Annotated in this window: 22 protein-coding genes; 14 read left to right on the plus strand and 8 right to left on the minus strand. The window is 62.0% G+C overall.

Annotated elements, in window-relative coordinates; all coding sequences use genetic code 11:
• Window positions 1–18: 18 nt before the first annotated feature.
• From SPH52_RS10465 to SPH52_RS10485, 5 genes are all read right to left on the minus strand, one after another.
• Window positions 19–1,533 carry a flagellin gene (locus SPH52_RS10465; RefSeq protein WP_411794971.1) on the minus strand — a complete coding sequence of 505 codons (1,515 nt, stop codon included), beginning with the start codon at window positions 1,531–1,533 and terminating at the stop codon, window positions 19–21.
• Window positions 1,534–1,728: 195 nt separating this feature from the next.
• Window positions 1,729–2,556 (minus strand): flagellin, encoded by an 828-nt coding sequence (locus SPH52_RS10470; RefSeq protein WP_411794972.1) that lies wholly within the window; start codon window positions 2,554–2,556, stop codon window positions 1,729–1,731.
• A gap of 180 nt (window positions 2,557–2,736) precedes the next feature.
• On the minus strand, window positions 2,737–4,131 hold the full coding sequence (gene fliD / locus SPH52_RS10475) for a flagellar filament capping protein FliD (protein WP_411794973.1): 1,395 nt from the start codon (window positions 4,129–4,131) through the stop codon (window positions 2,737–2,739).
• A gap of 142 nt (window positions 4,132–4,273) precedes the next feature.
• A complete protein-coding gene (locus tag SPH52_RS10480; RefSeq protein ID WP_411794974.1) occupies window positions 4,274–5,287 on the minus strand; it encodes an OmpA family protein in 1,014 nt (337 codons plus the stop codon).
• A 130-nt stretch (window positions 5,288–5,417) separates the two neighbouring features.
• Window positions 5,418–7,940, minus strand: a complete 2,523-nt coding sequence (locus SPH52_RS10485) for an EAL domain-containing protein (RefSeq protein ID WP_411794975.1) — start codon at window positions 7,938–7,940, stop codon at window positions 5,418–5,420.
• A 340-nt stretch (window positions 7,941–8,280) separates the two neighbouring features.
• On the opposite strand from SPH52_RS10485, the gene SPH52_RS10490 reads away from it, so the two are divergent.
• On the plus strand, window positions 8,281–8,646 hold the full coding sequence (locus SPH52_RS10490) for a flagellar protein FlaG (RefSeq protein WP_411794976.1): 366 nt from the start codon (window positions 8,281–8,283) through the stop codon (window positions 8,644–8,646).
• A 144-nt stretch (window positions 8,647–8,790) separates the two neighbouring features.
• Here the strand turns inward: SPH52_RS10490 and fliE are convergent, their stop codons facing one another.
• Entirely contained in the window at window positions 8,791–9,120 is a 330-nt protein-coding gene (gene fliE / locus SPH52_RS10495; protein WP_411794977.1) for a flagellar hook-basal body complex protein FliE, read from the minus strand.
• Between the two features lie 302 nt (window positions 9,121–9,422).
• Here fliE and fliF point away from each other — a divergent pair, with 302 nt between their 5' ends.
• From fliF to fliR, 13 genes are all read left to right on the plus strand, one after another.
• Entirely contained in the window at window positions 9,423–11,159 is a 1,737-nt protein-coding gene (fliF, locus tag SPH52_RS10500; protein WP_411794978.1) for a flagellar basal-body MS-ring/collar protein FliF, read from the plus strand.
• Window positions 11,156–12,160 (plus strand): flagellar motor switch protein FliG, encoded by a 1,005-nt coding sequence (gene fliG, locus SPH52_RS10505; protein ID WP_411794979.1) that lies wholly within the window; start codon window positions 11,156–11,158, stop codon window positions 12,158–12,160. Before fliF ends, fliG begins: the two co-directional genes overlap by 4 nt.
• Window positions 12,153–12,899, plus strand: coding sequence for a flagellar assembly protein FliH (locus SPH52_RS10510; RefSeq protein ID WP_411794980.1), 747 nt, complete (start codon window positions 12,153–12,155; stop codon window positions 12,897–12,899). The genes fliG and SPH52_RS10510 overlap by 8 nt, the downstream gene beginning before the upstream one ends.
• Before the next feature lie 15 nt (window positions 12,900–12,914).
• Entirely contained in the window at window positions 12,915–14,315 is a 1,401-nt protein-coding gene (gene fliI / locus SPH52_RS10515) for a flagellar protein export ATPase FliI (protein WP_411794981.1), read from the plus strand.
• Window positions 14,312–14,767, plus strand: a complete 456-nt coding sequence (fliJ, locus tag SPH52_RS10520) for a flagellar export protein FliJ (RefSeq protein WP_411794982.1) — start codon at window positions 14,312–14,314, stop codon at window positions 14,765–14,767. Before fliI ends, fliJ begins: the two co-directional genes overlap by 4 nt.
• A gap of 18 nt (window positions 14,768–14,785) precedes the next feature.
• Window positions 14,786–16,036, plus strand: coding sequence for a flagellar hook-length control protein FliK (locus SPH52_RS10525; RefSeq protein WP_411794983.1), 1,251 nt, complete (start codon window positions 14,786–14,788; stop codon window positions 16,034–16,036).
• Between the two features lie 110 nt (window positions 16,037–16,146).
• Window positions 16,147–16,623, plus strand: a complete 477-nt coding sequence (fliL, locus tag SPH52_RS10530) for a flagellar basal body-associated protein FliL (RefSeq protein ID WP_411794984.1) — start codon at window positions 16,147–16,149, stop codon at window positions 16,621–16,623.
• Window positions 16,624–16,641: 18 nt separating this feature from the next.
• Complete coding sequence (fliM, locus tag SPH52_RS10535) at window positions 16,642–17,688, plus strand: flagellar motor switch protein FliM (RefSeq protein ID WP_411794985.1); 1,047 nt, start codon at window positions 16,642–16,644, stop codon at window positions 17,686–17,688.
• Entirely contained in the window at window positions 17,681–18,259 is a 579-nt protein-coding gene (gene fliN, locus SPH52_RS10540; RefSeq protein WP_411794986.1) for a flagellar motor switch protein FliN, read from the plus strand. The genes fliM and fliN overlap by 8 nt, the downstream gene beginning before the upstream one ends.
• Entirely contained in the window at window positions 18,256–18,690 is a 435-nt protein-coding gene (gene fliO, locus SPH52_RS10545) for a flagellar biosynthetic protein FliO (RefSeq protein WP_411794987.1), read from the plus strand. Before fliN ends, fliO begins: the two co-directional genes overlap by 4 nt.
• Complete coding sequence (gene fliP / locus SPH52_RS10550) at window positions 18,690–19,469, plus strand: flagellar type III secretion system pore protein FliP (RefSeq protein ID WP_411794988.1); 780 nt, start codon at window positions 18,690–18,692, stop codon at window positions 19,467–19,469. The genes fliO and fliP overlap by 1 nt, the downstream gene beginning before the upstream one ends.
• Window positions 19,470–19,511: 42 nt before the next feature.
• Window positions 19,512–19,781, plus strand: a complete 270-nt coding sequence (fliQ, locus tag SPH52_RS10555; RefSeq protein ID WP_111414111.1) for a flagellar biosynthesis protein FliQ — start codon at window positions 19,512–19,514, stop codon at window positions 19,779–19,781.
• A 25-nt stretch (window positions 19,782–19,806) separates the two neighbouring features.
• Window positions 19,807–20,598: a flagellar biosynthetic protein FliR gene (gene fliR / locus SPH52_RS10560; protein ID WP_411794989.1), complete on the plus strand. Its 792-nt coding sequence runs from the start codon at window positions 19,807–19,809 to the stop codon at window positions 20,596–20,598.
• Window positions 20,599–20,732: 134 nt separating this feature from the next.
• Here the strand turns inward: fliR and flgL are convergent, their stop codons facing one another.
• Both flgL and flgK read right to left on the minus strand, forming a co-directional pair.
• On the minus strand, window positions 20,733–22,028 hold the full coding sequence (flgL, locus tag SPH52_RS10565) for a flagellar hook-associated protein FlgL (protein WP_411794990.1): 1,296 nt from the start codon (window positions 22,026–22,028) through the stop codon (window positions 20,733–20,735).
• 20 nt (window positions 22,029–22,048) lie between these two features.
• Window positions 22,049–23,959, minus strand: coding sequence for a flagellar hook-associated protein FlgK (gene flgK / locus SPH52_RS10570; protein ID WP_411794991.1), 1,911 nt, complete (start codon window positions 23,957–23,959; stop codon window positions 22,049–22,051).
• Window positions 23,960–24,024: the final 65 nt, after the last annotated feature.

Here is a 24,024-nt window from a genome sequence, read left to right on the forward strand (position 1 = left end):
ACTTGACCGGAGCTAACCTTAGCCCAGCAGAGACAGCACGTTCTGCGGGATCTGGTTGGCCTGGGCCAGTACGGAAGTGCCGGCCTGCTGCAGGATCTGCGCGCGGGTCATGTTGGCGACTTCCACCGCGTAGTCGGCATCTTCGATGCGCGAACGAGCGGCTGACAGGTTGGTGGCGTTGGTGTTCAGGTTGGTGATGGCGTCCTCGAAGCGGTTCTGCACGGCACCCAGCTCGGAGCGCAGGCTGTCGACCATGTTCAGGGCGGCATCGATCGACTTCAGGGGATCCACAGGAGCCAGAGCGCCCAGAGTCACTTCACCAGTTGCCTGGTCAACGGTAGCGGTGTAGTAAGTTGCGTTTTCACCTTCACCGTTGCGGATGAAGTACGAGCCGTTCTCGCCTTGCATCAGGGTGTTGGTGCCTTCCAGCGCATCGTTGACACTGCTCAGATCGGCGGAGATTTCTTCCTGAGCGGCCAGGGTCAGGATGTTGCCGGTGGTAACCTCGGCATAGCCTGTAGTCACATCAACAGCAGTACCATCAGCCGTTCCGAGAACAACCTCACCAGTCTCGAAGTCCAGAGTCGTGCCGCCAGTCCCAACAGTCCAGGTATTGGTACCGTCAGAAATTACCAGGGCACCAGTTGCGTCTGCTTGATGCACAGAGAATTCCGCACCGCCTGCGGCATCATCACGAATGGCGCTGTCAAGCGTGCTCAGCTCAACCAGGTTGCCATCAGCATCAACAAAGCTCTCTGCGGCAGTTGCAGCAACACCAGCAGCGGCCGTGCCACTTGTGTCATAAGAGACGGTGTTGGTTGCTGAATCGAAGGTAGCGGCAAAGAGGTCGGTACCCACCTGGGCATACAGCGCACCATCATCACCAACAACCAGAGCAGCCTGCTCAGGCTCAGCGCCACTGAACGTCAGTGCAACGGTGGTCGCTTCCTGTGCCGGACGAAGGACGTTGCCTTCAACAGCTGACAGGGAAGCAGAGGCCACTTGGTTACGAAGATCCAGGTTAGCCAGGCCCAGGGTCTGGGAGTTGATTTGCTTCAAGTTGACCGTGATGGTTTCACCATCGTTGGCACCAACCTGGATCTTCAGGCCCTGGTCGCCGGCCAGCACTTTCACACCGTTGAAGTTGGTTTCTTCTGAGATACGGTTGATTTCAGAAAGACGCTGGCTGATTTCGTCCTGGATGGACTGCAGGTCGTCGGCTGAGTTAGTGCCGTTAGCGGCCTGAACGCTCAGCTCACGAATGCGCTGCAGGTTGTCGTTGACCTGGTTCAGCGAGCCTTCGGCGGTCTGGGCGATGGAGATACCGTCGTTGGCGTTACGCTGCGCCTGGTTCAGACCGGTGATCTGAGCGGTCATACGGTTGGCGATGGCCTGACCGGCGGCATCGTCTTTGGCGCTGTTGATACGCAGGCCGGAGGAGAGACGCTCCATGGAGGTCTGCAGGGCGTTCTGGCTCTTCTGCAGGTTAGCCTGGCCAATCATGGAAGTGATGTTGGTATTGATGACTGACATGGGTCATTTCCTTTTTTACGTTGAGGGCTCCATTGGCGGGCCCACTGAACCTTTAGTTTCTTGGCCCAGCATCTAGGGCCTACCTCAACGGCGCCGTTGGCCGTTACCCTGAATAACGGCACCTGAGGCCGGGACTTTAGGAAGATGAGAAAAAAATTTTGGATTTTGTGCCGACCCTGGCGGCAAGGGCCGAAATCAGCGCTGGCGCAGCAGCTCAAGGACCAGCTCTGGCAGGCGGTTCGCCTGGGCCAGGATGGCGATACCGGCCTGCTGCAGAATCTGCGCGCGTACCAGGTTGGAGACTTCCTGGGCGTAGTCGGCATCCATGATGCGCGAGCGCGCCGCGCTGAGGTTGACCACGGTACTCTGGATGTTGTCGATCACCGCTTCGAAGCGATTGTTCAGCGCACCTAGCTGGCTGCGCTGACGGTCAGTGCGGATGAGCGCTTCGTCGATGGCACGCAGCGGTGATTCGGTAGCATCGCCCTCTTCACCTGCCACGACCCGAAACCCTTCCAACCCCAGCGAGTGCCGATTGATGGCCTGGAGTTCGATGGCGATGGTCTCGCCATCATTGGCCCCCACCTGGATACGCAGGCTGCGGTTTTCGCCCAGCACGGAAACGCCGTTGAAGCCGGTCTGCAGCCCGATGCGATCGATCTCGTCCAGCCGCTGGTCGATCTCGGCCTGAATCGCGGCGAGATCGGTGGGACTGAGGGTGCCGTTGCCGGCCTGCACGGTGAGTTCACGAATGCGCTGCAGGTTGCCGTTGACCTGGCCTAGCGCCCCTTCGGCTGTCTGCACCAGCGAGATGCCATCGTTGGTATTGCGTGCCGCCTGGTTGAGCCCGCGGATCTGCGCCGTCATGCGGTTGGCAATGGCCTGCCCCGCCGGGTCGTCCTTGGCGCTGTTGATGCGCAGGCCGGACGAGAGCCGCTGCATGGCGCTTTGCATGGCCTGCTGGCTGCCACGCAGGTTGGCCTGCACGATCATCGAAAGAATGTTGGTGTTGATGCCTATCACACAAACGCCCTCACCCGGGCACGAAGGGCACCGGTGGAATGATTGTCGGCTTGGCTGGGAAAAGCTTTAGGTCGGTGGCGCCAGTTCGTTGACGTTTCATCAGCCGCGCTGATTTGGCTAGACACTATTCAAAAATAAAACCGCCCACTCTGGGGCGGTTGAGATGCCGGTAGCTCACATTCACTTGCGCCCAAGCTGGGCGTTCATGATTTCGAACTGCTGGAACAAGTAATCGCTGGTCTGGTTCATCTGGGCAATCATGCTATCGAGCTGGCCAAACTGGGTGCGGTAGCGGGCGATGGTAGCATCGATGCTCTGCTCCATGCGCACGTGGCGCTCGTTGAGACTCACGATACGGCTCTCGGCGCCGCTGATGGCTCCCCCCAGTGCTCCACTGTTGCCACTCAACTGGGTAATGGTTTCACTCAGTTGGCCGGCCAGACCGCCCGTAGCACTGTCGCCGGCGAAGAAGGCGCTCAAGGCATCCTGCTCGTTGAGGATGACCTCATCCAATCGCTGCTCGTCGATCTCCAGCGTACCGTCGAGCTTAAGCGAGATGCCGATGTCACCGAGCATGGCAAAGCCGCCCTCTTCAGCCGCCACGCCACCTGTCAGCACGCTGCGCAGCCGCCCCTCGATGGAACGCACCGTGCTGTCACCCAGCAGGTCACCGGCTGTGCCGCTATCGCCACTGAAAGCGGTCAGCTCACCGATGGTCTCCTTGAGCGCGTTGAAGGCCTCGACGAAGCCGGTGATGGCCTCGCGTACTGCCCGGGTATTCTGCTCGACCTTGACAGTGCTGCTGCCCTCTTCCGTCAGGCTCAGGGTGACACCCTGAATGGCGCCCTCCACCTGGTTGGAAGCACTGACGATGGGAATGCCATTGACGTTGAGCAGGGCGTTCTCCCCTGCCTGGGCAATGGCACCGGCTCCTTCGGCTTCGCTGAAGGCGATGCCATCGGCAAAGAAGCCGTCGCTGAAGGACATATCTGTAATGGAAGCCGCTTCGCCGGTCTCGCTGCTCATCAGTGCCAGCCGGTAGCCCGAGCCATCATTGACGATGGAAGCGGTAACCCCGGCTTCGGGATGGGCATTGATGGCATTGCGAATCTCTTCGAGGGTGCTACCCGCGGCGATGTCGATCTCGATCGCCTGGGGCGCCTCACCGGTAGCATTGGCGAAGTGCAGGGTCAGCGTCTGGTCGCTGTCGGTCAGCACCTGGTCGAGCTCCACTTCCAGGCGCGCAGAGGCCAGGCTACCGGCTGTGGCCAGCCGCTCGACCTCGATGGAGTACTGCCCCATCGCGGCGTCGCGACCCGCCGCCGCTTGCACGGAATTCCCCGTAACCGAAGTGGATAGACTCCGGTAGAGCGAAGCGTCGTTGAGCGCATTGGCGGCAGTCTGAAAAGCCGAGAGCGCTCCTTTCAATTCGCCGTAGGCGGAAATCTTTACCTGCTGGGTCTTGATTTGCTGTTCGATGGGCTGAAGCTTGCCGCGCTCCGCCTCGTTGAGCTGGTCGAGCAAGCCGTTGAGGTCGAGCCCGGAACCGATGCCGAGAGATGAAATACTGGCCATGAGAAACTGCCTTGTGTCGGTGTATTTGCCTCCTGCTTCCTATTACCTCGGCGGTGGTGAACAAAACTTTAGGCTTGAGGGGAAAAAAAGATATGGGTGACGGCAGGACCAAAAGTGCAGCCGTACCTGCGCAGGCGTTCCGTCAACGCGCGTGAATGATGACCTCGACGCGCCGATTCTGGGCTCGCCCCTCGCCAGTGTCATTGCTCGCCAAAGGGCGGGAGTCGGCCAGGCCCACCGCTCGCAGACGATGCGAGTCGACACCTGACCGCTCCAACGCATGAACGATGGCAATCGCCCTGGCACTGGAGAGTACCCAGTTGGAGGGAAACTCATTGGTCTGGATCGGCCGGCTGTCGGTGTGTCCCTCCACGGCGACTTCCCCCGCGTGGCGCTGAATCACCTCCACCAAGCGCTGCACGAGTGCTTCTCCATCTTCGGTAAGCTCGGCCGCGGCGGTGGGGAACAGCCATTGATCCTCCACTCGCAGCTTGATGCCTTCGGCAACTCGAGAGACTTCCACGCCTTCGAGATCGGCCAGATAGGGAGCATCCTCGAGCCGCTCGTCCAGCGCCTGCTGCAACGCCAGCGAGCCCTCAATGGCATCCAGGTCGAGCTCGCGAGCCCCTGAGGGTGGCCGGTCCGTCAGCACCAGCATGAAATCCGCAAGCGGCAACGGCGCCTCACCATTCGCCTGAACGAGCGGCTGCGGCAACGCCAGCGGGGGATGTATGCGCCGTTCGAGCAATGCCAGGGGCGTGGGCGGCGCCGTAAAGGCGATCTGTTCTCTCGGTGCAGGCATGGACATGATGCGCCGCGATGCCTCTGCCACGCCCAGAGCGGCGGAAACAGCCACCTGACTCAACCGGCCAGGAGCCGATCGTGGCTCTGCCGGTACTGGCAGCGCATTGGCCATTTCACTGGGCAGCGGTATTGCAAAGGGGATGAGCGTGGCGAGCGGTACGGCCTTGTCGTCGGGGCGGCCAAAGCTGGAAAGCGTGAAGATGAGTACCATCAGCGCCACCAGCAGGGTCATGATATCCAGGTAGCCGATCATCCAGGTGCTGTCCTGGTCATGATCGTGATGGGTCGGCATCAGCGACTCGTGGCGCATGGGGCCACGATGATCGCCACTACTGGCGTGCAGGGAACTCATCGAAACGGCAGCTGATCCGGAGCAGAAAAAGACGGATGAAGAGAGATGCCTAGACTACCGGGTCGCGGCCGCTGGCGAAACCACGAAAAGCGCACGCGGAAGGCGGCTCCTCGCTGCCAGGCCGCTGGCTTCAAGCGTCTTGTGGCGTCACCCCGCTTCGGGAGGCCAGATAGCGGCTGGCGAAGAGATCGGCCGGTACCGGCTGGCCGGTAAGGTAGCCCTGGATCAGCTCGACGCCATGCCGGGCCAGGGTTTCACGCTGAGCCACGGTTTCGACCCCGACAGCGGCAAGGCGCAACCCCATTTCACGGGCCAGCCCGACCACGGCGGCCACGATCGCTGCACTGCCCCGCTGGCCACTGTCCAGGCGTTGCACGAAACGCTGATCGATCTTGAGCATGCTGATCGGCAGTTCCTGCAGGTAGCCGAACGAGGCATAGCCGGTGCCGAAGTCATTGATCGCGACCTCACCACCGAGGCGCCGCAGGCGCTTGAGCACGACGGCCGCCTGGTGGGGCTTCTCCAGCAGGGTGCGTTCGGCGATCTCGAAGCCCAGCAAGCCCGGCTGCAGCTTGTGCTCCTTGAGTTTGGTAGCGACCCTCACGGGCAGATCGTGCTGCCAGAACTGGCGCGCCGACAAATTGATGCTGATGGGGATCGGCCCGGCCCCGATAGCGCTCCAGGCAGCCAGCTGCGTGCAGATTTGCTCGAGAATGTACTCATCCAGCTGTGGCAATATCCCCGCGCGCTCGGCCAAGGTGACGACACTGACCGGCGGCACGCTGCCCAGCAGCGGATGGTGCCAGCGCAACAACGCCTCGGCGCCATACAACCTGCCACCGTCACACTCGAAAACCGGTTGGTAGTGCACCTGCAGGCCTTCGCCGGTCGTGCAGGCCTCGCGCAGGGCGATTTCCAGCGCACGCTGGCGGTCGTCCTGCAGGTTCATCTCGTTGCGGTAGAGCCGGTAGCCATTGCGTCCTTCCTGCTTGGCCCGATACATCGCCACATCGGCACTGTGCACCAGCGACTCGGCGGTCGAAGCATCGTCGGGGTAAAGGCTGATGCCCAGGCTGCAGCCGAGGCGAAACTCCTGGCCCTCGATCACGCAAGGTTCACTGACGGCCTCCACCAGACGGCGGGCAACACGGGTGACTTCCTCCACCTCTTCCAGATCAGGAAGCAGCACCAGGAACTCATCGCCTCCAAGGCGAGCAAGGGTGTCGTCTTCACGCAGTCTCAACTGCAGCCTTTCGGCCATCATCACCAGCAGCTCGTCGCCGAAGGCATGGCCCAGCGCATCATTGACCTCCTTGAAGTGGTCCAGGTCGACGAAGATCACCGCCAGCCGGCTCTGGTTACGATGGGCGTGACGTATCGCCAGCTCCAGGCGGTCTTCCAGCAGGCGACGATTGGGCAGCCCGGTAAGGGCATCGTAGTAGGCCAGCTTGCGGATGCGCTCTTCATTGTCGCGCAGATGGGTGATGTCGCTGAACAGCGCGGCATAGTGCGTCGCCTCGCCGTTATCGTCGGTGATCGCCGTGATCGTCAGCATTTCCAGGTAGAGCTCGCCGCTCTTGCGCCGATTCCAGATCTCGCCACGCCAATGACCGCTGCGCTTCAGGGCATCCCACATCTGACGGTAGAAAGCGGTATCGTGGCGCCCGGAAGCGAGGATCGCCGGAGTCTTGCCCACCGCCTCCTCAGCGGTGTAGCCGGTCATGTGGGTAAAGGCGCGGTTGACGAATTCGATGCGATTGCCGGGGTCGGTGATGATGATGCCTTCCAGCGAGGAGTCGATCACCCGTTCGGCCAACTGCCGGTTTTCCCGCGATTGGGCGAGCGCGCGGTCACGCTGCTCCAGCGCGTTGCGCAGGTCCTGCATGTAGAGGTGTTCCGCGCCGGCCAGCATGTCGCGAAAGCCCAGCAGCCCCACCACCTCGTCGGCATCGTCCAGCACCGCCAGGTGGCGTACGCGATGATTCATCAGCAGATCCCGCGCGGCAATCAGGGTGTCGTCCTGATGCACCGTGAGCAAGGGGCGGCTGGCAAGCCCCTCGATGGGCGTATTGCCGGGATGGCGGGCCACGAAGCGCACCAGGTCGCGCTCGGTGAGAATACCCAGCTCGCCATCCGCACACTTGACCACCACTGCATCGCATTCTGAAAGCCGCATGGATCGCGCAGCCTGGGCCAGGCGCTGCTCACCTTCCAGCACCAGCACTCGCTGACGCATGGCCGCCTGGACTTCACGCAGTCGCAGATAAGGCTCGAGCCCCTGGTTCAGGGCTACGTCAGTCTGCGACAGGATCCCCACCGGAGCCCCGCCATCATCCACCACGAGAAAGTGCCGCCGCCGCTCGGCATTGAAGCGCAACGCCGCTTCGCTGATCGGCGTCTCCAAGTGCAGGCTCGCGACCGGCTGATTCATGGCCTGCGAGATCGGTATGCGAACCGCATCGGGGTCGGCGAAATTGACTGCAAGCGCATCGTGCTCGGTCCAGATGCCCAATGGCTGCCCCACCTTGACCACGATGATCGAACTGCACTGACGCGCCGCCATGCGTTCGGCCGCCATCCACAGCGGCGTTTCGGGCTCGCAGGTCAGAAGCCCCGTTTGCATGATGCGTTCGATAGATAGCTCTTGGCTCATGGCGCCTCACTGGCTGGACACTGTTGCGCTCACGTTTGCAACGAACTCCAGGGCAACCTGCATGCTTCCCTGCCTGTCCTGAATCTCTGCCTGCTCGAGATCGGCACATCCGAAATGTAGCCAATTCGTAACTGCATTTTATCCATTTGGCTTCAGTTTGCATCAACGAAAGAGAAAAAAGACAAACGGTGCGACTTTTTGCCCACAAAAAAAATGGTTTGAGCACACTAAAGTTACCGTCAATCCGGCCGATAGTACCTGCGGGAGAGGCTGTCCTTCAGGCGGCCTTGGGGAGGATGCTGAACAGTTTCAGCAAGGGCATATATAAGGAAAACACCACATGTCTTCGCCACTGACCGATGCTACCAACGCCTTGAGTATCTCGGCACTGCATGACCTGACACCGCGTCAGCGCAAGGAAACCGTTCTCGCTACGCTACCTTCCGCCGGCACGGTGCTGGCCCAGGCCAAGAGCCACGGACAGGCGCCCAGCAGCGCCGACCTGGTAGAGCCGATTCAGCGCATCAATGAAGTACTGCGCCAGTACGGCGTGGAGTTCGAGCTCAACGACACGTCGCGAATCATTACTCGAATCGTTGACCGTGAATCGGGCGATGTACTGCGTCAGATTCCCGGAGAGGAAGTGCTGGCCATAGCCGAGCGACTGGAGGAACTACAGGGAAACCTGATCAGCCTGAAGGTATAGAAGTACACCGCGCAGGGCCAAGCAGCCCATCGGTCACTGGAAATTGATGATTGAAAATCGGCTCAAGGAGTTCGTTTGCAATACGCAAACGTGCCTTTTTGCCGATTTTTGCGTTGCCACCCGGCAGAATTTGCAAGCCCAGCTTCAGACCTGCATGTTCATGACGTCGCGATAGGCGGATACCAGGCGGTTCCTCACCTGCAGCCCCATCTGGAAGGCCACGCTGGCCTTCTGCATGTCGACCATGACGTCATTGAGTTCGACGTTGGGGTCGCCTGCCTGGAACGCCATGGCCTTGGCGTTGGATGTCTGTTGCAAGCGGTTGATGCGCTGGATCGAGGCTTGCAGTTCGCCAGCGAAGCCGCCCTGCCCCACTTGGGTGGAAACCTGCTGCCCCTTGGCGACCTGGCCACCGGCCTGGGTTGCCAGGGTCTGCATCTGCGCCAGCGCCGACTGGATGGCAGGTGAACTCATGATTCGCGCCCCTTATCAACTCGTTCGTTATTCGATTCTTTTCGGCCTGTCGGAACCACTGTTTCCGCTCCCCGCCGAATGTAGAGCAAGGCTAGCAGGTTACGTAAATTCACCAAACGACCAAATGGCAGGTAAAAAAGGGGCTTTTCCCGCCTTTGGACTGGAAGGCGACTCGCATAATAGCTTCCATCACAGTTGCGCCCCCTTGCGGGGTAGCCAGAACGCGGTGAACGGATGCAGTCGATGCCATCTTCCAGCAATACCTTTCAAGCAGCCGGCGGCGCTCTCCCATGGGAGGGCGCATGAGCAACGGCGCCACGACGCAAGAGCGTCAGGACTCCCAGGGCAGCGTGTCTTCTGCTGCGCTGTTGGAGCGTCTTCAGCAGCAGCTTCGCGGCAACCCGCTGATCGCCGTTCTGATCGGTGGCGCCGCCATGATCGCGATCGTGGTCGCCCTGCTGATGTGGGCTCGTGAGCCAGAATACCGCGTTCTCTACAGCAACCTCACCGAAGCCGACGGCGGTCGCATCATCAGCGAGCTGGAGAGTCGCGGCGTACCCTATCGCTTCAGCGAAGGCGGTGCCGCACTGTTGGTACCGGGCGATGCCGTGCATGGCCTGCGCTTGCAGTTAGCCGAGCAAGGCCTGCCACGCGGCGGCAACGTCGGCTTCGAACTGATGGACAATCAAGCCTTCGGCGTCAGCCAGTTCGCCGAGCAGGTCAACTTCCAGCGTGGGCTCGAAGGCGAGCTTTCACGCTCCATCGAATCCCTCGGACCGGTTTCCCGAGCGCGCGTTCATCTTGCCATGGCCCGCTCTTCCGTGTTCGTGCGCGACCGTGAGCCTGCCAAGGCCTCTGTCATCGTGACGCTGGAATCAGGCCGGGTCATCGGCGAGGGTCAGGTCAGCGCCATCATCCACATGGTATCGAGCAGCGTACCGGACCTCGCCGCCGAGAACGTCACCGTGGTCGATCAGAACGGCCGCATGCTGTCGATGCCCAACAGCCAGGGCCGTGGGCTCGACGCGACCCAGCTCGACTACATTGCCGAGGTCGAGCGCTCCTTCCAACAGCGAATCGAAAACATTCTTGCGCCGATTCTTGGCCGTGATCGCATCAGTGCTCAGGTTGCCGCCCAGATCGACTTCTCGCGCCGCGAGGAAACCAACGAGCGCTTCGGCCCCAACCAGCCACCCAACGAAGCCGCGGTACGCAGCCGCCAGTCGAGCCTCTCCTATAACGGCGGCGATGGCGTGGCGCTGGGCATACCCGGCGCACTGAGCAATACGCCGCCGGGCGTGGCTCCCTCCCCCATTGAACTTGCCACCGACGAGGATGGTGAGCTGACCGAGGAGGCCCAGCAAGGCCTGCAGGCACTGAACAACCTGCGCCAGGACGACGTCGTCAACTTCGAAGTCGATCGCAGCATCTCGCATATCCAGCATCGCCAGGGCCAAGTGACACGCCTCACTGCCGCCGTGGTCGTCGACTATCGCGAAGAGCGTGACGAAGAGGGCGAATGGCGCCGCGTGGCGCTCAGCGAAGCCGAGATCGCCCAGATCGAACGCCTGGTGCGGCAGGCCATCGGTTTCTCCCCGGCCCGCGGTGATGAGATCGAAGTGGTCAACAGCCCGTTCACCCGCGATGTTGAAGAATTCGAAGAGCTCGAGTGGTGGCAGTCGCCCGAGGTTCATGCGCTGGCATTGACCATCGGCCGCTACCTGCTGGTGGCACTGGGTATCCTGCTGGGTTACCTGTTGGTCCTGCGTCCGCTGATCAAGCGTCATACCGAGCGGCCCATGCTGGCCACGGCACCCGGCACCGGCCTGCAGGTTCGCGTAGGTGACGATTCGGAAGCCAGCGAAGGAGAACTGCAAGCGGCGGGTGACGAAGACGACGACCTGCGCCCGTACCAGAAGCCGAAGCGCAAGCGTCGCTCCTCGGCCTATGAGGACCACCTGGCCGAACTGCGCGAACTCGCCCAGGAGGATCCACGCATGATCGCCATGATCGTACGCAGCTGGATGAATAGAGAATGAGCAGTGCCAAGCCCATGAGCGGCGTACGCCGCAGCGCGATTCTGATGCTGGCCCTCGACGAGGACAGTGCGGCAGAGGTGTTCAAGTACCTCGCGCCCAAGGAGATCCAGCAGCTCAGCATGGAGATGGCGGAGATGGATCAGGTCTCCCACGAGGACATGCAGCAGGTGATGCTGGAGTTCCACCGTGAGACCGAGGAGTTCATCGCACTGAACCTCAACTCCAGCGAGCATATCCGCTCGGTGCTGACCAAGGCACTGGGCAGCGAACGGGCCACCAGCCTGATCGAGGACATCCTGGAGTCCACCGGCACCAGCAGCGGTATCGATTCGCTGAACCTGATGGAAGCCTCCATGGTGTCCGAACTGATCCGCGACGAACATCCGCAGATCATCGCCACCATCCTGGTCCACCTGGAGCGTCACCAGGCTGCCGACGTGCTGGAGCTGTTCGACGACAAGCTGCGCAACGACGTGGTACTGCGCATTGCCACCTTCAGCGGCGTCCAGCCGGCCGCGCTGCAGGAGCTGACCGAAGTGCTCTCCGGCATGCTCGACGGCCAGAACCTCAAGCGCAGCAAGATGGGCGGCGTGAGAACCGCAGCCGAGATCCTCAACCTGATGAACTCTTCCCTGGAAGAGACCGCCATCGAAACGGTGCGCGCCCACAGCGAGGACCTGGCCCAGAAGATCATCGACGAGATGTTCCTGTTCGAGAACCTCATGGACCTGGACGACCGCAGCATCCAGCTGGTGCTCAAGGAGATCGACACCAACTCGCTGGTGGTGGCACTCAAGGGCGCGCCCGAAGGGCTCATGGAAAAGTTCCTGCGCAACATGTCGCGGCGTGCCGCCGACCTCATGCGCGAGGACATGGAAGCCCGCGGGCCGATTCGCGTCTCCCAGGTGGAAGCCGAGCAGAAGGCCGTCCTCCAGGTGGTGCGCCGCCTGGCGGATTCCGGCGAAATCGTGCTGAGCGGCGGGGACGACACCTATGTCTGAGCGGAGGCCCTCCTCTTCCGAGCGCCATGCGCCCTGGCAGCGCTGGCAGATGGGCGAGCTGCATGCCGAGAATTCGGACGAACGGAGCCTCGCCCAGGAGCTGGACCCTGCCGAGCAGGCGAAGCGTCGCGCTGCCTTTCAGCGCCAGGCGGAGCTGAAGGCGCTGCGCGACAAGGTGATGGAGGAGGCTCGCGAAGAGGGATATCGAGCCGGCTTCGAGGCCGGGCGCAGCGAAGGCCATGCCCAAGGCCTGAAGGAGGGCCGTGAGGAAGCCCAGCTCGAGTTGAAGCAGCAGCTGCGCGACACCGTGGCCCCCCTGAAGCCGCTGGCCGAGCAGTTCACCAATGCACTCGAACTGCTTGACGGCGAGGTTGCCACGGACTTGGTAGAGCTGGCCCTGGCAGCAGGTCATCAGTTGGCAGGTGAAGCGCTCAAGGCGCGCCCCAAGCAGGTGCTGGAACTGGTCAAAGCGTTGCTGCACACCGAACCACCGCTGGTCGGTCAGCAGCGCCTGTGGCTGAACCCCCAGGACCACAAGCTGGTCGAGGAACACCTGGGTCTCGAGCTGGCCGCCGCTGGCTGGAAACTGCAACCCGATGCCCAACTGACCCGCGGAGGCTGCCGCGTGACGAGTGCAAACGGCGAACTGGATGCCACCTGGGAGACCCGCTGGCAGGCAGTGAAGTCACAGGTCAGAAGGCGACACTCGGCGAGTTCCGCCGATGGCCAAGACGATTGACAGCGAGACGCAGACATGACTGAAGCGGCGGTATCGACATCCAATGTGCACCAGGCGCGCTGGCAGCAGTCGCTGCGGCATGTCCGTGAGCGCGTGGAGACGGTACCCGGCTATCGCACCAGCGGCCGTGTGCTGCGTGCGACCGGCATGGTGATCGAGGCCGTCGGCCTGCGTGTGGCCTTGGGCAATGCCTGCCGCATCGAACTGCTCTCCCCCGGTAGCAACGACTCGCCACAATTCGCCGATGCCGAAGTGGTCGGCTTCAACGGCGAACGTCTTCTGCTGATGCCGCTGACGGAAATTTCCGGCCTGATGCCTGGCGCCAGGGTCTACCCACTGGGCGACGGCCCGGATCATGCCGCGCGCCGCTTCCCGCTCGGCGAATCGTTGCTGGGGCGCGTGGTGGATGGCAACGGCGAACCACTCGATGGCCTGGGTCCGCTGGATGACGCACCGCGCGCTCCGCTCGCCACGCCACCGCTCAACCCGTTGAAGCGTGCCCCGATCGACGAACAGATAGACGTCGGTATTCGCGCCATCAATGCTCTGCTCAGCGTTGGTCGCGGGCAACGCATGGGGCTGTTCGCCGGCTCAGGCGTGGGCAAGTCGGTGCTGCTCGGCATGATGGCCCGCTATACCGGAGCCGACGTCATCGTGGTGGGCCTGATCGGCGAACGTGGTCGCGAAGTCCAGGACTTCATCGACAATATCCTGGGGTTGGAAGGGCGTCGCCGCGCCGTCGTGGTGGCAGCACCGGCCGATACCTCACCGCTGCAGCGCCTGCAGGGCGCCGCCTATGCCACTCGCCTGGCGGAGGGCTTCCGCGACCAGGGCAAGAATGTGCTGCTGATCATGGACTCGCTGACCCGCTACGCCATGGCTCAGCGCGAGATCGCCCTGGCCATCGGCGAACCCCCGGCGACCAAGGGCTATCCACCCTCGGTATTCGCCAAACTCCCCAGCCTGGTGGAACGCGCCGGCAATGCCGAACGCGGCCGGGGCTCGATCACCGCTTTCTATACCGTACTCACCGAAGGCGATGACCAGCAGGATCCGATCGCCGACTCGGCACGTGCCATTCTCGACGGCCATATCGTACTGTCACGCACCCTGGCCGAGGCCGGACATTATCCGGCCATCGACATCGAGGCATCGATCAGTCGCGTGATGACCCACATCATCGACGACCAGCAGTTGACCATGACCCAGGCATTCAAGCGGCTCTTCTCGCGCTACCAGCGCAACCGCGACCTGATCAGCGTCGGCGCTTACAGCCCGGGTCACGATCCTCAACTGGACGAAGCCGTACAGCGCTACCCGCAGCTGGAGTATTTCCTGCAGCAAAGCATCAATGAAAATGCCTCGATCGAGGCTTCCCGACAGGTTCTTGCTGAGACACTAGGAGTCAGGCAATGAGTGCATCGTCACAACTCGCCATGTTGAGTGATCTGGCACGCGATGCGCGCGATCAGGCCAGCCAGTTACTGGCAGGCGAGCGCCAGAGCGAACGTCAGGTGGCCTCGCAACTGGAGTCGCTCAATCGCTATCGGCTCGAATATGCCGAGCGCCTACAGCAGGCCATGCGTGAGGGCATCGACCCGGCCAGCATGCACAACTACCAGCAGTTTCTGGCTTCGCTGGACGCTGCCCTGCAGCGGGCCAGGCAGGCTCTCGATGCTCAGCAACAGCGGGTCCAGCAGAGCCAGCAGCAGTGGCAACAAGAACAGAAGAAACTTTCGGCTTTCGATACCCTGGTATCGCGCCGGGACGTCGAACGGCAGCGTCAGGAGACACGCCGCGAACAACGTATCAGTGACGAGATGGCAGCCGGACGGCTATTGCGCCAGCGCGCCGGATACACGTCGTGATTCGGTAGAGGAACCACCATGAATATCCAGATGATACTGTCCGCCCTGCCGACACAGCTCTCCGGCAAGCCGGAAGCCGGCGCCAACCAAGGCCAGTTCGCCCTGGCCCTCAGCCATGCTGCCAATGCATCCCATGGCGGCAGCGGAGCCCTGCCCGCGCAGTTGGACGTCACACTGAGCGAAGGCTTCCCGCAGACCATGGCAGCGCAGCAGGCGCTGCTTCAGGCGCTGGAGACCCATCCCACACAACTGCCCGATGGCGAGGCGACTCTTGCCCAGCCCGATGCACAGCTGAGCGAAATCATGGCACGGCTCGCCCTGATCGAAGGCAGCCACCTGTTGGCGGGCGAGACCGACTTGCCGGCGCTAGCCATCCAGGAATCCTCCGCCGCCGCTGACGGCAAAGTTTCCGAGCTAGCCGAGCAGCCCCAGGCCGCCACACTGGTGGCGGCTGCCATGGTAGAGACCTCACGCCTCAATGCCATCCCCTCGGGAGATAGCGCTACGCGCCCTGACCAGTCGGCAATGACTGCCTCGCTGACCACCGGCACTCCGCTGGCGGCGCAGCTGGCAACAGTCGGCCCTCCCACAACCCCGTCAGCCGATCGCAGCAGCTCAGGCACTGCGACACCCGCCGACTTCACTAGCGCCTTCGCCAAGGTCACTGCCGCCCAATCCGGCACTGCGGAGTTGCGTTCAATGGCAGCCGACGCGTCGCGTGGTGGCTTCGTGCCGGAGTCTGCCCCGATGACACAGTCTCCCGCCAGCGCGGCTGCACCGGCCAATGTGCCGGCTCAGCCCACTACGCTCACCCAGGCCAGCCTTGCCGCTCCGCTTCAGAGCCCGGCCTGGCCCGGCCAGTTGGGCCAGCAGTTGGTGCAGTTCGCCCGCCACGGTGGTGAACAGCAGATCGAGATGCGCTTGAACCCGGCAGAACTCGGGCCACTTTCCGTGACCCTGAAGATGACCGAACAGGGAGCTCAAGCTCAGTTTCTGTCTGCCCATGCCCAAGTACGCCAGGTACTCGAGCAGGCCATCCCGCAACTCCGCGAGGCGCTTGCAGAACAGGGCATCAGCCTGGGCGAAACCTCCGTGGGAGAGCAGCGGCAGCAGGACGCCCAAGCCTTCGCGGGCCATGACGGGCAGCGTGGCCAGGGAGCACAGTCGGGGGGCGAAGACGACTTGGCCATGTCTGGAACCGGTGACACTGGCACCGCCCTCTCCGACGGCACGCTCTCGCTGGATGGCCGCGTGAATCTCTACGCCTGAGACAATAAGCCAAGATAGGCCCTTTCGCGCGGCTTGTTCCTGTCATCAGGGGCCGCGCGACTTCGACATAATGCTCTCCAACAGCTGGTCAACACTCAATAGGCAAGGTAATGGCGAAATCGACGGGTGGCTCCTCCAAGCTCCTGTGGCTGATGATACTGCTGGTACTGCTCTCCACGGCAGCTGCCGGAGCAGCCATCTACATGGTCATGAATGATCGCGGCGGCGACGGTGAGGGCAGGCTTCAGACCCAGCAGATCCAGAGACAGGCGCCGATCTTCGTCAAGATCGACCCGTTCACGGTCAATCTCGCCGACGACAATTTCGGCTCGCGCCTGCTTTATACCGGGATTTCGCTGAAAGTGGGAAACAATGAGACTCGCGAGATTCTCACCGAGCACATGCCACAAGTCCGCAGCCGGCTGCTGATGCTGTTCTCCGGCAAGCAGGCAACCGAGCTGACCACACCGGACGGCAAGCGCCGCCTGAGCGACGAAGTCGTCGCCGTGCTCTCGGAACCACTGACCGAGCCGCAGCCGCCCCTGGTGATCCAGGACGTGCTGTTCACTGAGTTCATCGTGCAATAAACGGGTGCCCTGGCCACCATGTCCCAAGACGATTTGCTGTCACAGGATGAGATCGACGCCCTGCTCAAGGGCGTCAGCGGCGACGACGAGCCCGATACGCGTAGCGACGGCGACTCTCGTGTTCGTCCTTATGACCCGGCGACACAGCACCGCGTCATCCGCGAGCGCCTGCAGGCGCTGGATATCATCAACGAACGCTTCGCGCGGCATTTCCGCATGGGGCTGTTCAACCTGCTGCGCCGCAGCGCCGACATTACCGTGGACTCGGTGCGTTACCTGAGCTACAGCGAATTCTCGCGTAACGTACCGGTACCGACAAACATCAATATCATTGGTATGAAGCCGCTGCGCGGGTCTGCACTGATCGTGTTTCCGCCCAATCTGGTCTTCATGGTGGTTGACAACCTGTTCGGTGGTGACGGCCGCTTCCTGACCAAGTCGGAAGGCCGTGAATTCACCAACACCGAGCAGCGCATCATCCAGCGCCTGCTGAATCTGGCCATAGATGCCTACGAGGAGTCGTGGAAGTCTGTTTACCCGCTCCAGATCAGCTACCTGCGTTCGGAAATGCAGTCGAAGTTCGCCAACATCACCAACTCGCCCAACGAGATCGTGGTGAACACGAACTTCAACATCGAGGTCGGCAACCTCTCCAGCAGCTTTCAGATCTGCATCCCGTACCTGATGGTCGAGCCCCTGCGCGACCTGCTGGCCAATCCGCTCAACGATGGCCATCACGATCAGGATGGCTCCTGGAGCAAGCGCATGGCAGGAGAGTTGCGCCGCTCCGAGGTGGAACTGATCGCCAATTTTGCCGATGTACCCACTCGTATTGCCCATGTCATGGCGCTCAAGGTGGGGGACGTCCTTCCTCTCGAGCTACCCGAGACGGTCACCGCCAGCGTCGACGGCGTACCGGTGATGGAGTGCGACTACGGTAGCCAGCACGAGCAGCGCGCGCTGCGTGTCATCCGCATCATCGACCATGGTGCACAGAACCCGGTGTCGAAGGACGCCTTCATCAAGGGCGCAGCGCCTCAAGCCAAGGAATCCAAGCATGACTGATCCCAAGAAACCCGATCAGAACGTTTCCGACGACGATTGGGCCTCCGCCATGTCCGAGCAGCAGGACAACGAGCCGGCGTCCGACGACGACCCCTGGGCCGAAGCCATGGCCGAGCAGGAAGCGGCCGAGTCCACCACCAGCGCCAAGAGCGACGACGACCCGTGGGCGGAAGCCCTGGCGGAACAGGAAGCGGTCGAAGCCGCGGCCGATAACATGGCTGCCGCAGCCAGCGTGCCGGCCTCCGCTCCTCAGTCCGCCGGCGATCGCGTATTCCGCCCGCTCGACAAGGGCAAGGAAGGCGGAACTGCCCGCGATCTCGAAATGATCATGGACATCCCGGTCAAGCTGACCGTGGAGCTGGGCCGTACCAAATTGACCATCAAGCAGCTGTTGGAACTGGCCCAGGGCTCCGTCGTCGAACTCGACGGCCTGGCCGGCGAGCCGATGGACATTCTGATCAATGGCTACCTGATCGCCCAAGGCGAAGTCGTCGTGGTAGACGACAAGTACGGTATCCGCATCACCGAGATCATCACCCCCTCCGAGCGGGTGCAGAAACTGAACCGATGAGCAATACCCCTTCTACCGAAGCTTCCGCAGGGCTCGAGTCCCTTGCCGTAGGTGGCGATGCCCTGATGGGCATGGCCACCCTCGGCAAGACAGCCGCCGCCCTGGCGCTGGTCATCGCCATCATTCTGGTCTGTACGGCCCTGCTGCGCCGCTGGAATCCGCAGAGACGTGCGGCTGGCGGCCATTTGCAGGTCATCGGCAGTGCCGCCCTCGGCAGCCGCGAGCGGGTGGTAATCGTCGAAGTCGAGGGCACCTGGCTGGTGCTCGGCGTCGGCGGCGGCCAGGTCAACAAGCTGCACGAACTAGCGGCCCCTGCTCGGCCAGCCGGGGATGCCTCTCATTCGGTACCCGAGGGTGAGCGCTTCGCCGCTCGTTTCGCCCGGGCGCTCAAGCAGAATGCCGGCCTGGGCGGTACCGGGCGGAGAGATTGATGACTTCCCCCGCTCTCCAGATTCGCCCGTCTGTCCCGTTGAGGCAGCTCGTCCTGTTTGCCGCACTGGCTCTCGCCCTGTTGCCGCTGGGTGCGCATGCCCAGCAGATTCCCGGCATCATCAGCCAGCCGCTGGACGACGGTGGCCAACAGTGGTCGATTCAGCTCCAGACTCTGCTGCTGCTGAGTTCACTGGCCTTCCTGCCGGCAGCGCTGCTGATGATGACCAGCTTCACACGCATCATCATCGTACTCAGCCTGCTGCGTACTGCCATCGGCACCCAGGCCACGCCACCCAACCAAGTGCTGCTGGGTCTGGCGCTGTTCCTGACCTTCTTCGTGATGTCCCCGGTCATCGGCCTGGTCTATGAAACTGCCTGGGTACCGCTGACCGCGGACGAGATCAACTTCGATGAGTTCCTGATGCTGGCCCAGGAACCTTTCCGCGAATTCATGCTGGCCCAGACACGCGAGCCCGATCTGGCGCTCTTTGCACGTCTGGCAGAGGTTGGCCCCATGCAGGGTCCCGAGGACGTACCGCTGCGCATCCTGGTGCCGGCCTTCGTTACCAGTGAACTGAAGACGGCGTTCCAGATCGGCTTCACCATCTTCATTCCGTTTCTGATCATCGACCTGGTGGTCGCCAGTACACTGATGTCGCTGGGCATGATGATGGTACCCCCGGCGACGATCTCGCTGCCGTTCAAGCTGATGCTGTTCGTACTGGTGGATGGCTGGCAGCTGATCATTGGCTCGCTGGCGGAAAGCTTCTATATCTAGGCCGACGTAACAAGACCGAGCCATGCTCGGCGAGGAGTCGATATGACACCGGAAATGGTCATGAGCATTGCCTACCAGGGCATGCGCGTTACGCTGTTCCTGGCAGGCCCACTGCTGATCACTGCCCTGCTCACCGGCCTGATCGTGAGCCTGTTCCAGGCCGCCACGCAGATCAACGAGATGACGCTTTCGTTCATTCCCAAGATTCTGGGTGTGTTTACCGTGCTGGTGCTTGCCGGCCCCTGGCTGATCGGATTGATCGTCGACTTTACTCGTAACCTCTTCACCAGCATACCCAGTATGCTGATGTGAGCCACACTCTTGAGGTGAGCTACGCATGGTCGAGGTGACCTTCGATCAGCTGCATGGCTGGCTGGTGATCCTGCTGTGGCCCTTCGTGCGCATCCTGGCATTCTTCTCCGCCGCCCCGCTGTGGGGCCACTCCAGCGTGCCCAATCAGGCCAAGATCGGCCTGGCGTTCCTTGTCACACTGGTCGTCGCCCCGGTGCTGCCGCCCATGCCCGATGTGCCGATCATGTCCTGGGCGGGATTCGGCATCATGGTGGAACAGATGCTGATCGGCATTGCCATCGGCTTGGTCATGCACGTGGTCTTCGCCGTGGTTCAGGCTGCCGGCGAGTTCATCGGTTTACAGATGGGCCTGGCCTTCGCCACCTTCTTCGATGCCGGTAGCGGCACCAACTCCATGATCCTTTCGCGGATCTTCTTCATGATCACCCTGCTGTTGTTCCTCGCCCTGGGCGGTCACCTGATGGTGCTGGAGGCATTGGTCTCGAGTTTTCATGGCCTGCCCATCGGCATCGGCGCCTTCAACCCCGCCGCCTTCGAGATGTTGGTGCGCTACGGTGGCACCATCTTCATAGCCGGAATGTCGTTGGCCCTGCCGCTGGTCGGCTCGCTGCTGATCATCAACCTGGCCATGGGCATTCTCAACCGCTCCGCCCCGCAGTTGACGGTCTTCAACATAGGCTTCCCCACCTCCCTGACCGTTGGCCTCGTGCTGCTGATGGTATTGATGACCGACATGGCGCGCTTCCTGCAGCGCCTGTTCAGCAACGGCATCCAGTTCATCTACTCGCTCATCGAAGCGCTGGCCCCACTCGCCTGAGCAAAAAACGGAAGCAAAAAAACCGCCCCGGCATGACCGGAGCGGTGAAAAGAGACCCCATGGGCTTACGCCTGTGAGGTCTGCAGGGAAGCGGCGTACTATTACAGCGTGCCTCGGCATCCCTGCCGATGACTTCACAGGAAATTGAACAGTGACAGGCTCTTTACGTCGACGAAGGCCTTCTGGGCCGCCTGCAAGCCCACTTGGCGCAGGCTGTACTCGGCGATCGCCTTGGCATAATCGAGATCGACCAAGTCGGAGAGCGTCTTTTCATAGTTCATCATACGATTGCCGCCCACGGCATCGACCACGTCCAGCTCGTTGAGACGTGCGCCCATTGAGGCGCGCACGGTGAGTACGTTGTCGAGACTGTTGTCGAGTTCGCGCATCACCGTGTTGATGGTATTGCGAAAGTGCGCACGATTCTCGGCGGTACCTTCCTGATCCAGCTCAAGCAGGTCGATGGCATCCTTCAGCGACTTGAACAGATCCTGGTTGGCACTCTCGTGATTGGCCGGACGCAGTTGCAGTTGGTCACCATCTGCAGGCGTACCTTCCAGGGTAATACTGATACCACCGAAACTGACGGTCTTGCCCGATTCGTAGGCCTCGTCGGTGACAATGGGCGTACGAGTGCCATCTGCCTCGATGGCACTGACGGAGAAGACCGGCTCCCCATCCGCATTGGTGGAGAACTCCAGCTCGAACGGCTTGCCGAAATGCGCATTGTCTGCGTCGACGCGGTTCGGGCCACCGGTGAAGGCCACGGAACCTTCGTTGCGTACATAGCCCTGCTGGGTACCGATGCTGGTGTTGCCCGGCGACTCCCTTTCCGCCCGCACCACGTAGCCGGCACCGGAGGGTACGCTCTGGAAGATCGCCTTGCCGTTATCGGCCACCGGCATCAGCCGCGAGGCGTCGATGCGCTGTTCACGGGTATTCTCGTCGCCAATATAGCTGACGCCTGAGATGCCCTCGCCACTGGTACGAGCGAAGGGCGGCGAGTTGTCCTGATAGCCGCCGAACAGGTAACGGCCGTTGCCATCGGTGGCATTGGCCTGGCCGATCAGGGTCTCGTAGACGCCGCGTAGCTCGGCAGCCACGGATTGGCGGTCGACGTCACTCAGGGTGTCGCTTGCCGCCTGTACCAGCAAGGTCTTGGCGCGGGTGATGGCGTCAGCCGCACTGTTGAGCACGCTTTCCCCCTGGGCCAGGGTATTGCGCGCCGACACGCGAGCATCGGCGTACTGCTGGGTAACGGCCTTGGCCTGGGAAACGCCTACCGCCCGGGAAGCAGCCTGAGGATCGTCCGAGGGGTTGACCACACGGCGGCCGCTGGCGATCTGCTGCCCCACCTTGAGGAAGTCGCCCTGCTGGCGATTCATGGATGCCACGCTCTGGTCGAACATGGTCACGGTGCTGATACGCATCGTACTGGACTCCCTGGTGATCAGTTACGCAAGCCGAGGATGGTATCGAACAGCGTCGAGGCGGTATCGATGACCCGGGCATTGGCCATGTAGAACTGCTGGTAGCGAATCAGGTTGGCCGCCTCCTCGTCCAGGTTGACGCCGGATTCGGACTGCTGCACCGCCTTGAGCTGGTCGGTAAGCCCCTGGCGCGCATCAAGGTTGACCTTGACGATGTTGGTACGGTTGCCTACGTCGCTGACCATGCCGCCATAGGCCTGGCTGAACGATGCCCTGCCACCCACCAACGCCTTGCTCTGCAAATTCTGCAGCGCCAGGGCATTGCGGTTGTCACCGGTGCCGGAAGCGGCGACCGAGAGTGACAGGCTCGCTTCCTGCCCATCCGCCGGGACCTCACCTACCACGAATTCGATACCATCTATCTGGATACGATCTCCCGCCGCGATTCCAACGGTAGGGTCGTACGCTTCACCGTTGACCGTGAAGCCATTGGGATCTGCCGGTGCCGAGACGGTTGTAAGGCCTGCCGTGGTGGACAAGGTGAAGGTATGGGCGTTGGCGTTGGTGAAAGCACCCGCTTCGGCTCGCAGACCGGAAACGCTGAGGTTCCCGGACGTGGCAACGAAGCTACCCGCAGCGATCTTGTCCAGATCGCTGATCTGCGACTCGAAACTTGCCGCGGCACGGCGTACCGGCTGCACCTCGTAGCGATCGCCGTTGGCCGGTGTACCGCTGAACTCCAGCGTGATACCACCAAAGCTCAGCACGCTGCCGTCCCAGTTGACTTCGTCGGCGGGAACCGTCTGGCCATTGTCCTTGCGAATCACCTGAGGAGGATCGCCCGGGTCGCCAAAGCGCACCGTGTAATCGGTGGCGCGCAGCCTGTCGATATTCGCTGCATCGAAGCTGGCACTCACGACCTCCGCACCGCCGGTATTGCGCGGGAAGGAGTAGGCCTGAGGCTGCCCAATACCGAAGAAGTCGATGCCCTGGTTGCCGTCGAGGTCCTGCCCGAGGCGATGCTGTTCGTTGAAGCCCACCGCCAGTGATACGGCCAGTTGGCCGATCTGGTTCTGGGTTTTGTCCAGCGTTTCGGCACGGAAGGTCATCAGGCCACCTAGAGTGCCGCCCTTGATGGTGTTCTCCGCCAACGCCACCAAGTTACCGCCCGAGTCACGATAGCCCAGCACGGTGCGCTGAGGGTCGTTGGGGGCATCCATCGCCTCGAGGCGATAATGGTTGGTGCCGGATACCAGCGGCTGCCCGTTGGGCAAGCTGATGTTGTAGCTCTTGCCGTCCTGGATATCCAACCGGATGTCCATGCGTTCGCTGAGCTCGGCTACCAGCTGATCACGCTGGTTGAGCAGGCTGTTGGGTGCCTCGCCGCTGCGAGCACGTGCCAGGGCGATCTCGCGGTTGAGGGTCGCGAGTTGCTCGGTCATGTTGTTGATCTGGCTGACCTCGTCCTTGATCTGGCCGTTGATGCCAACCTGCATGTCCTGCAGGTAGCCATCGAAGGCACGGAACTGCGCGGTCAGGGTAGCGGCAGTGCCGAGCAGCCCCTGACGCGCGGCCGGGTCGGAAGGCGCTCCCGCAAGATCCTCAAGAGAAGAGAAGAATTTCTGCATCAGCGGCGCCAGGCCCGCATCCCGATCGGCCAACAGATTGTCGATCTGGCTGATCTGGTTCTCGTATGTCCTGAGCGCACTGGAGGCGCTGGTCGCTGCATTGAGCTGGTTGGCGACATACTGGTTGAACTGGCGCTGAATGGCATTGACCTGCACCCCGGCATCGGCGCGGCTCTGGCCAAGAATGGTCAGCTCCCGGTTATAGCCGGGCGTGTAGACATTGCTGATGTTGTTGCTGGTGGTGTTCAGCGCGTTCTGGGCGGCATTCAAACCGCTCAGGCCGACGGAAAAAATGATGCTCATGGTGTCGTTTCCTTTCGCCAATGCCCTTTATATCGGCCTGTAACCCCGAACCTTTAGGCGCAGAG

The sequence above is a fragment of the Halomonas sp. A29 genome, assembly GCF_046723295.1.
Lineage (GTDB): Bacteria > Pseudomonadota > Gammaproteobacteria > Pseudomonadales > Halomonadaceae > Halomonas.

Coding starts and splice junctions, on each gene's coding strand:
- SPH52_RS10465 (WP_411794971.1), bottom strand. CDS start 1,533: ATGTCAGTCATCAATACCAACATCACTTCCATGATTGGCCAGGCTAAC.
- fliD (WP_411794973.1), bottom strand. CDS start 4,131: ATGGCCAGTATTTCATCTCTCGGCATCGGTTCCGGGCTCGACCTCAAC.
- SPH52_RS10480 (WP_411794974.1), bottom strand. CDS start 5,287: ATGAGTTCCCTGCACGCCAGTAGTGGCGATCATCGTGGCCCCATGCGC.
- SPH52_RS10485 (WP_411794975.1), bottom strand. CDS start 7,940: ATGAGCCAAGAGCTATCTATCGAACGCATCATGCAAACGGGGCTTCTG.
- SPH52_RS10490 (WP_411794976.1), top strand. CDS start 8,281: ATGTCTTCGCCACTGACCGATGCTACCAACGCCTTGAGTATCTCGGCA.
- fliE (WP_411794977.1), bottom strand. CDS start 9,120: ATGAGTTCACCTGCCATCCAGTCGGCGCTGGCGCAGATGCAGACCCTG.
- fliF (WP_411794978.1), top strand. CDS start 9,423: ATGAGCAACGGCGCCACGACGCAAGAGCGTCAGGACTCCCAGGGCAGC.
- fliG (WP_411794979.1), top strand. CDS start 11,156: ATGAGCAGTGCCAAGCCCATGAGCGGCGTACGCCGCAGCGCGATTCTG.
- SPH52_RS10510 (WP_411794980.1), top strand. CDS start 12,153: ATGTCTGAGCGGAGGCCCTCCTCTTCCGAGCGCCATGCGCCCTGGCAG.
- fliI (WP_411794981.1), top strand. CDS start 12,915: ATGACTGAAGCGGCGGTATCGACATCCAATGTGCACCAGGCGCGCTGG.
- fliJ (WP_411794982.1), top strand. CDS start 14,312: ATGAGTGCATCGTCACAACTCGCCATGTTGAGTGATCTGGCACGCGAT.
- SPH52_RS10525 (WP_411794983.1), top strand. CDS start 14,786: ATGAATATCCAGATGATACTGTCCGCCCTGCCGACACAGCTCTCCGGC.
- fliL (WP_411794984.1), top strand. CDS start 16,147: ATGGCGAAATCGACGGGTGGCTCCTCCAAGCTCCTGTGGCTGATGATA.
- fliM (WP_411794985.1), top strand. CDS start 16,642: ATGTCCCAAGACGATTTGCTGTCACAGGATGAGATCGACGCCCTGCTC.
- fliN (WP_411794986.1), top strand. CDS start 17,681: ATGACTGATCCCAAGAAACCCGATCAGAACGTTTCCGACGACGATTGG.
- fliO (WP_411794987.1), top strand. CDS start 18,256: ATGAGCAATACCCCTTCTACCGAAGCTTCCGCAGGGCTCGAGTCCCTT.
- fliP (WP_411794988.1), top strand. CDS start 18,690: ATGACTTCCCCCGCTCTCCAGATTCGCCCGTCTGTCCCGTTGAGGCAG.
- fliQ (WP_111414111.1), top strand. CDS start 19,512: ATGACACCGGAAATGGTCATGAGCATTGCCTACCAGGGCATGCGCGTT.
- fliR (WP_411794989.1), top strand. CDS start 19,807: ATGGTCGAGGTGACCTTCGATCAGCTGCATGGCTGGCTGGTGATCCTG.
- flgL (WP_411794990.1), bottom strand. CDS start 22,028: ATGCGTATCAGCACCGTGACCATGTTCGACCAGAGCGTGGCATCCATG.
- flgK (WP_411794991.1), bottom strand. CDS start 23,959: ATGAGCATCATTTTTTCCGTCGGCCTGAGCGGTTTGAATGCCGCCCAG.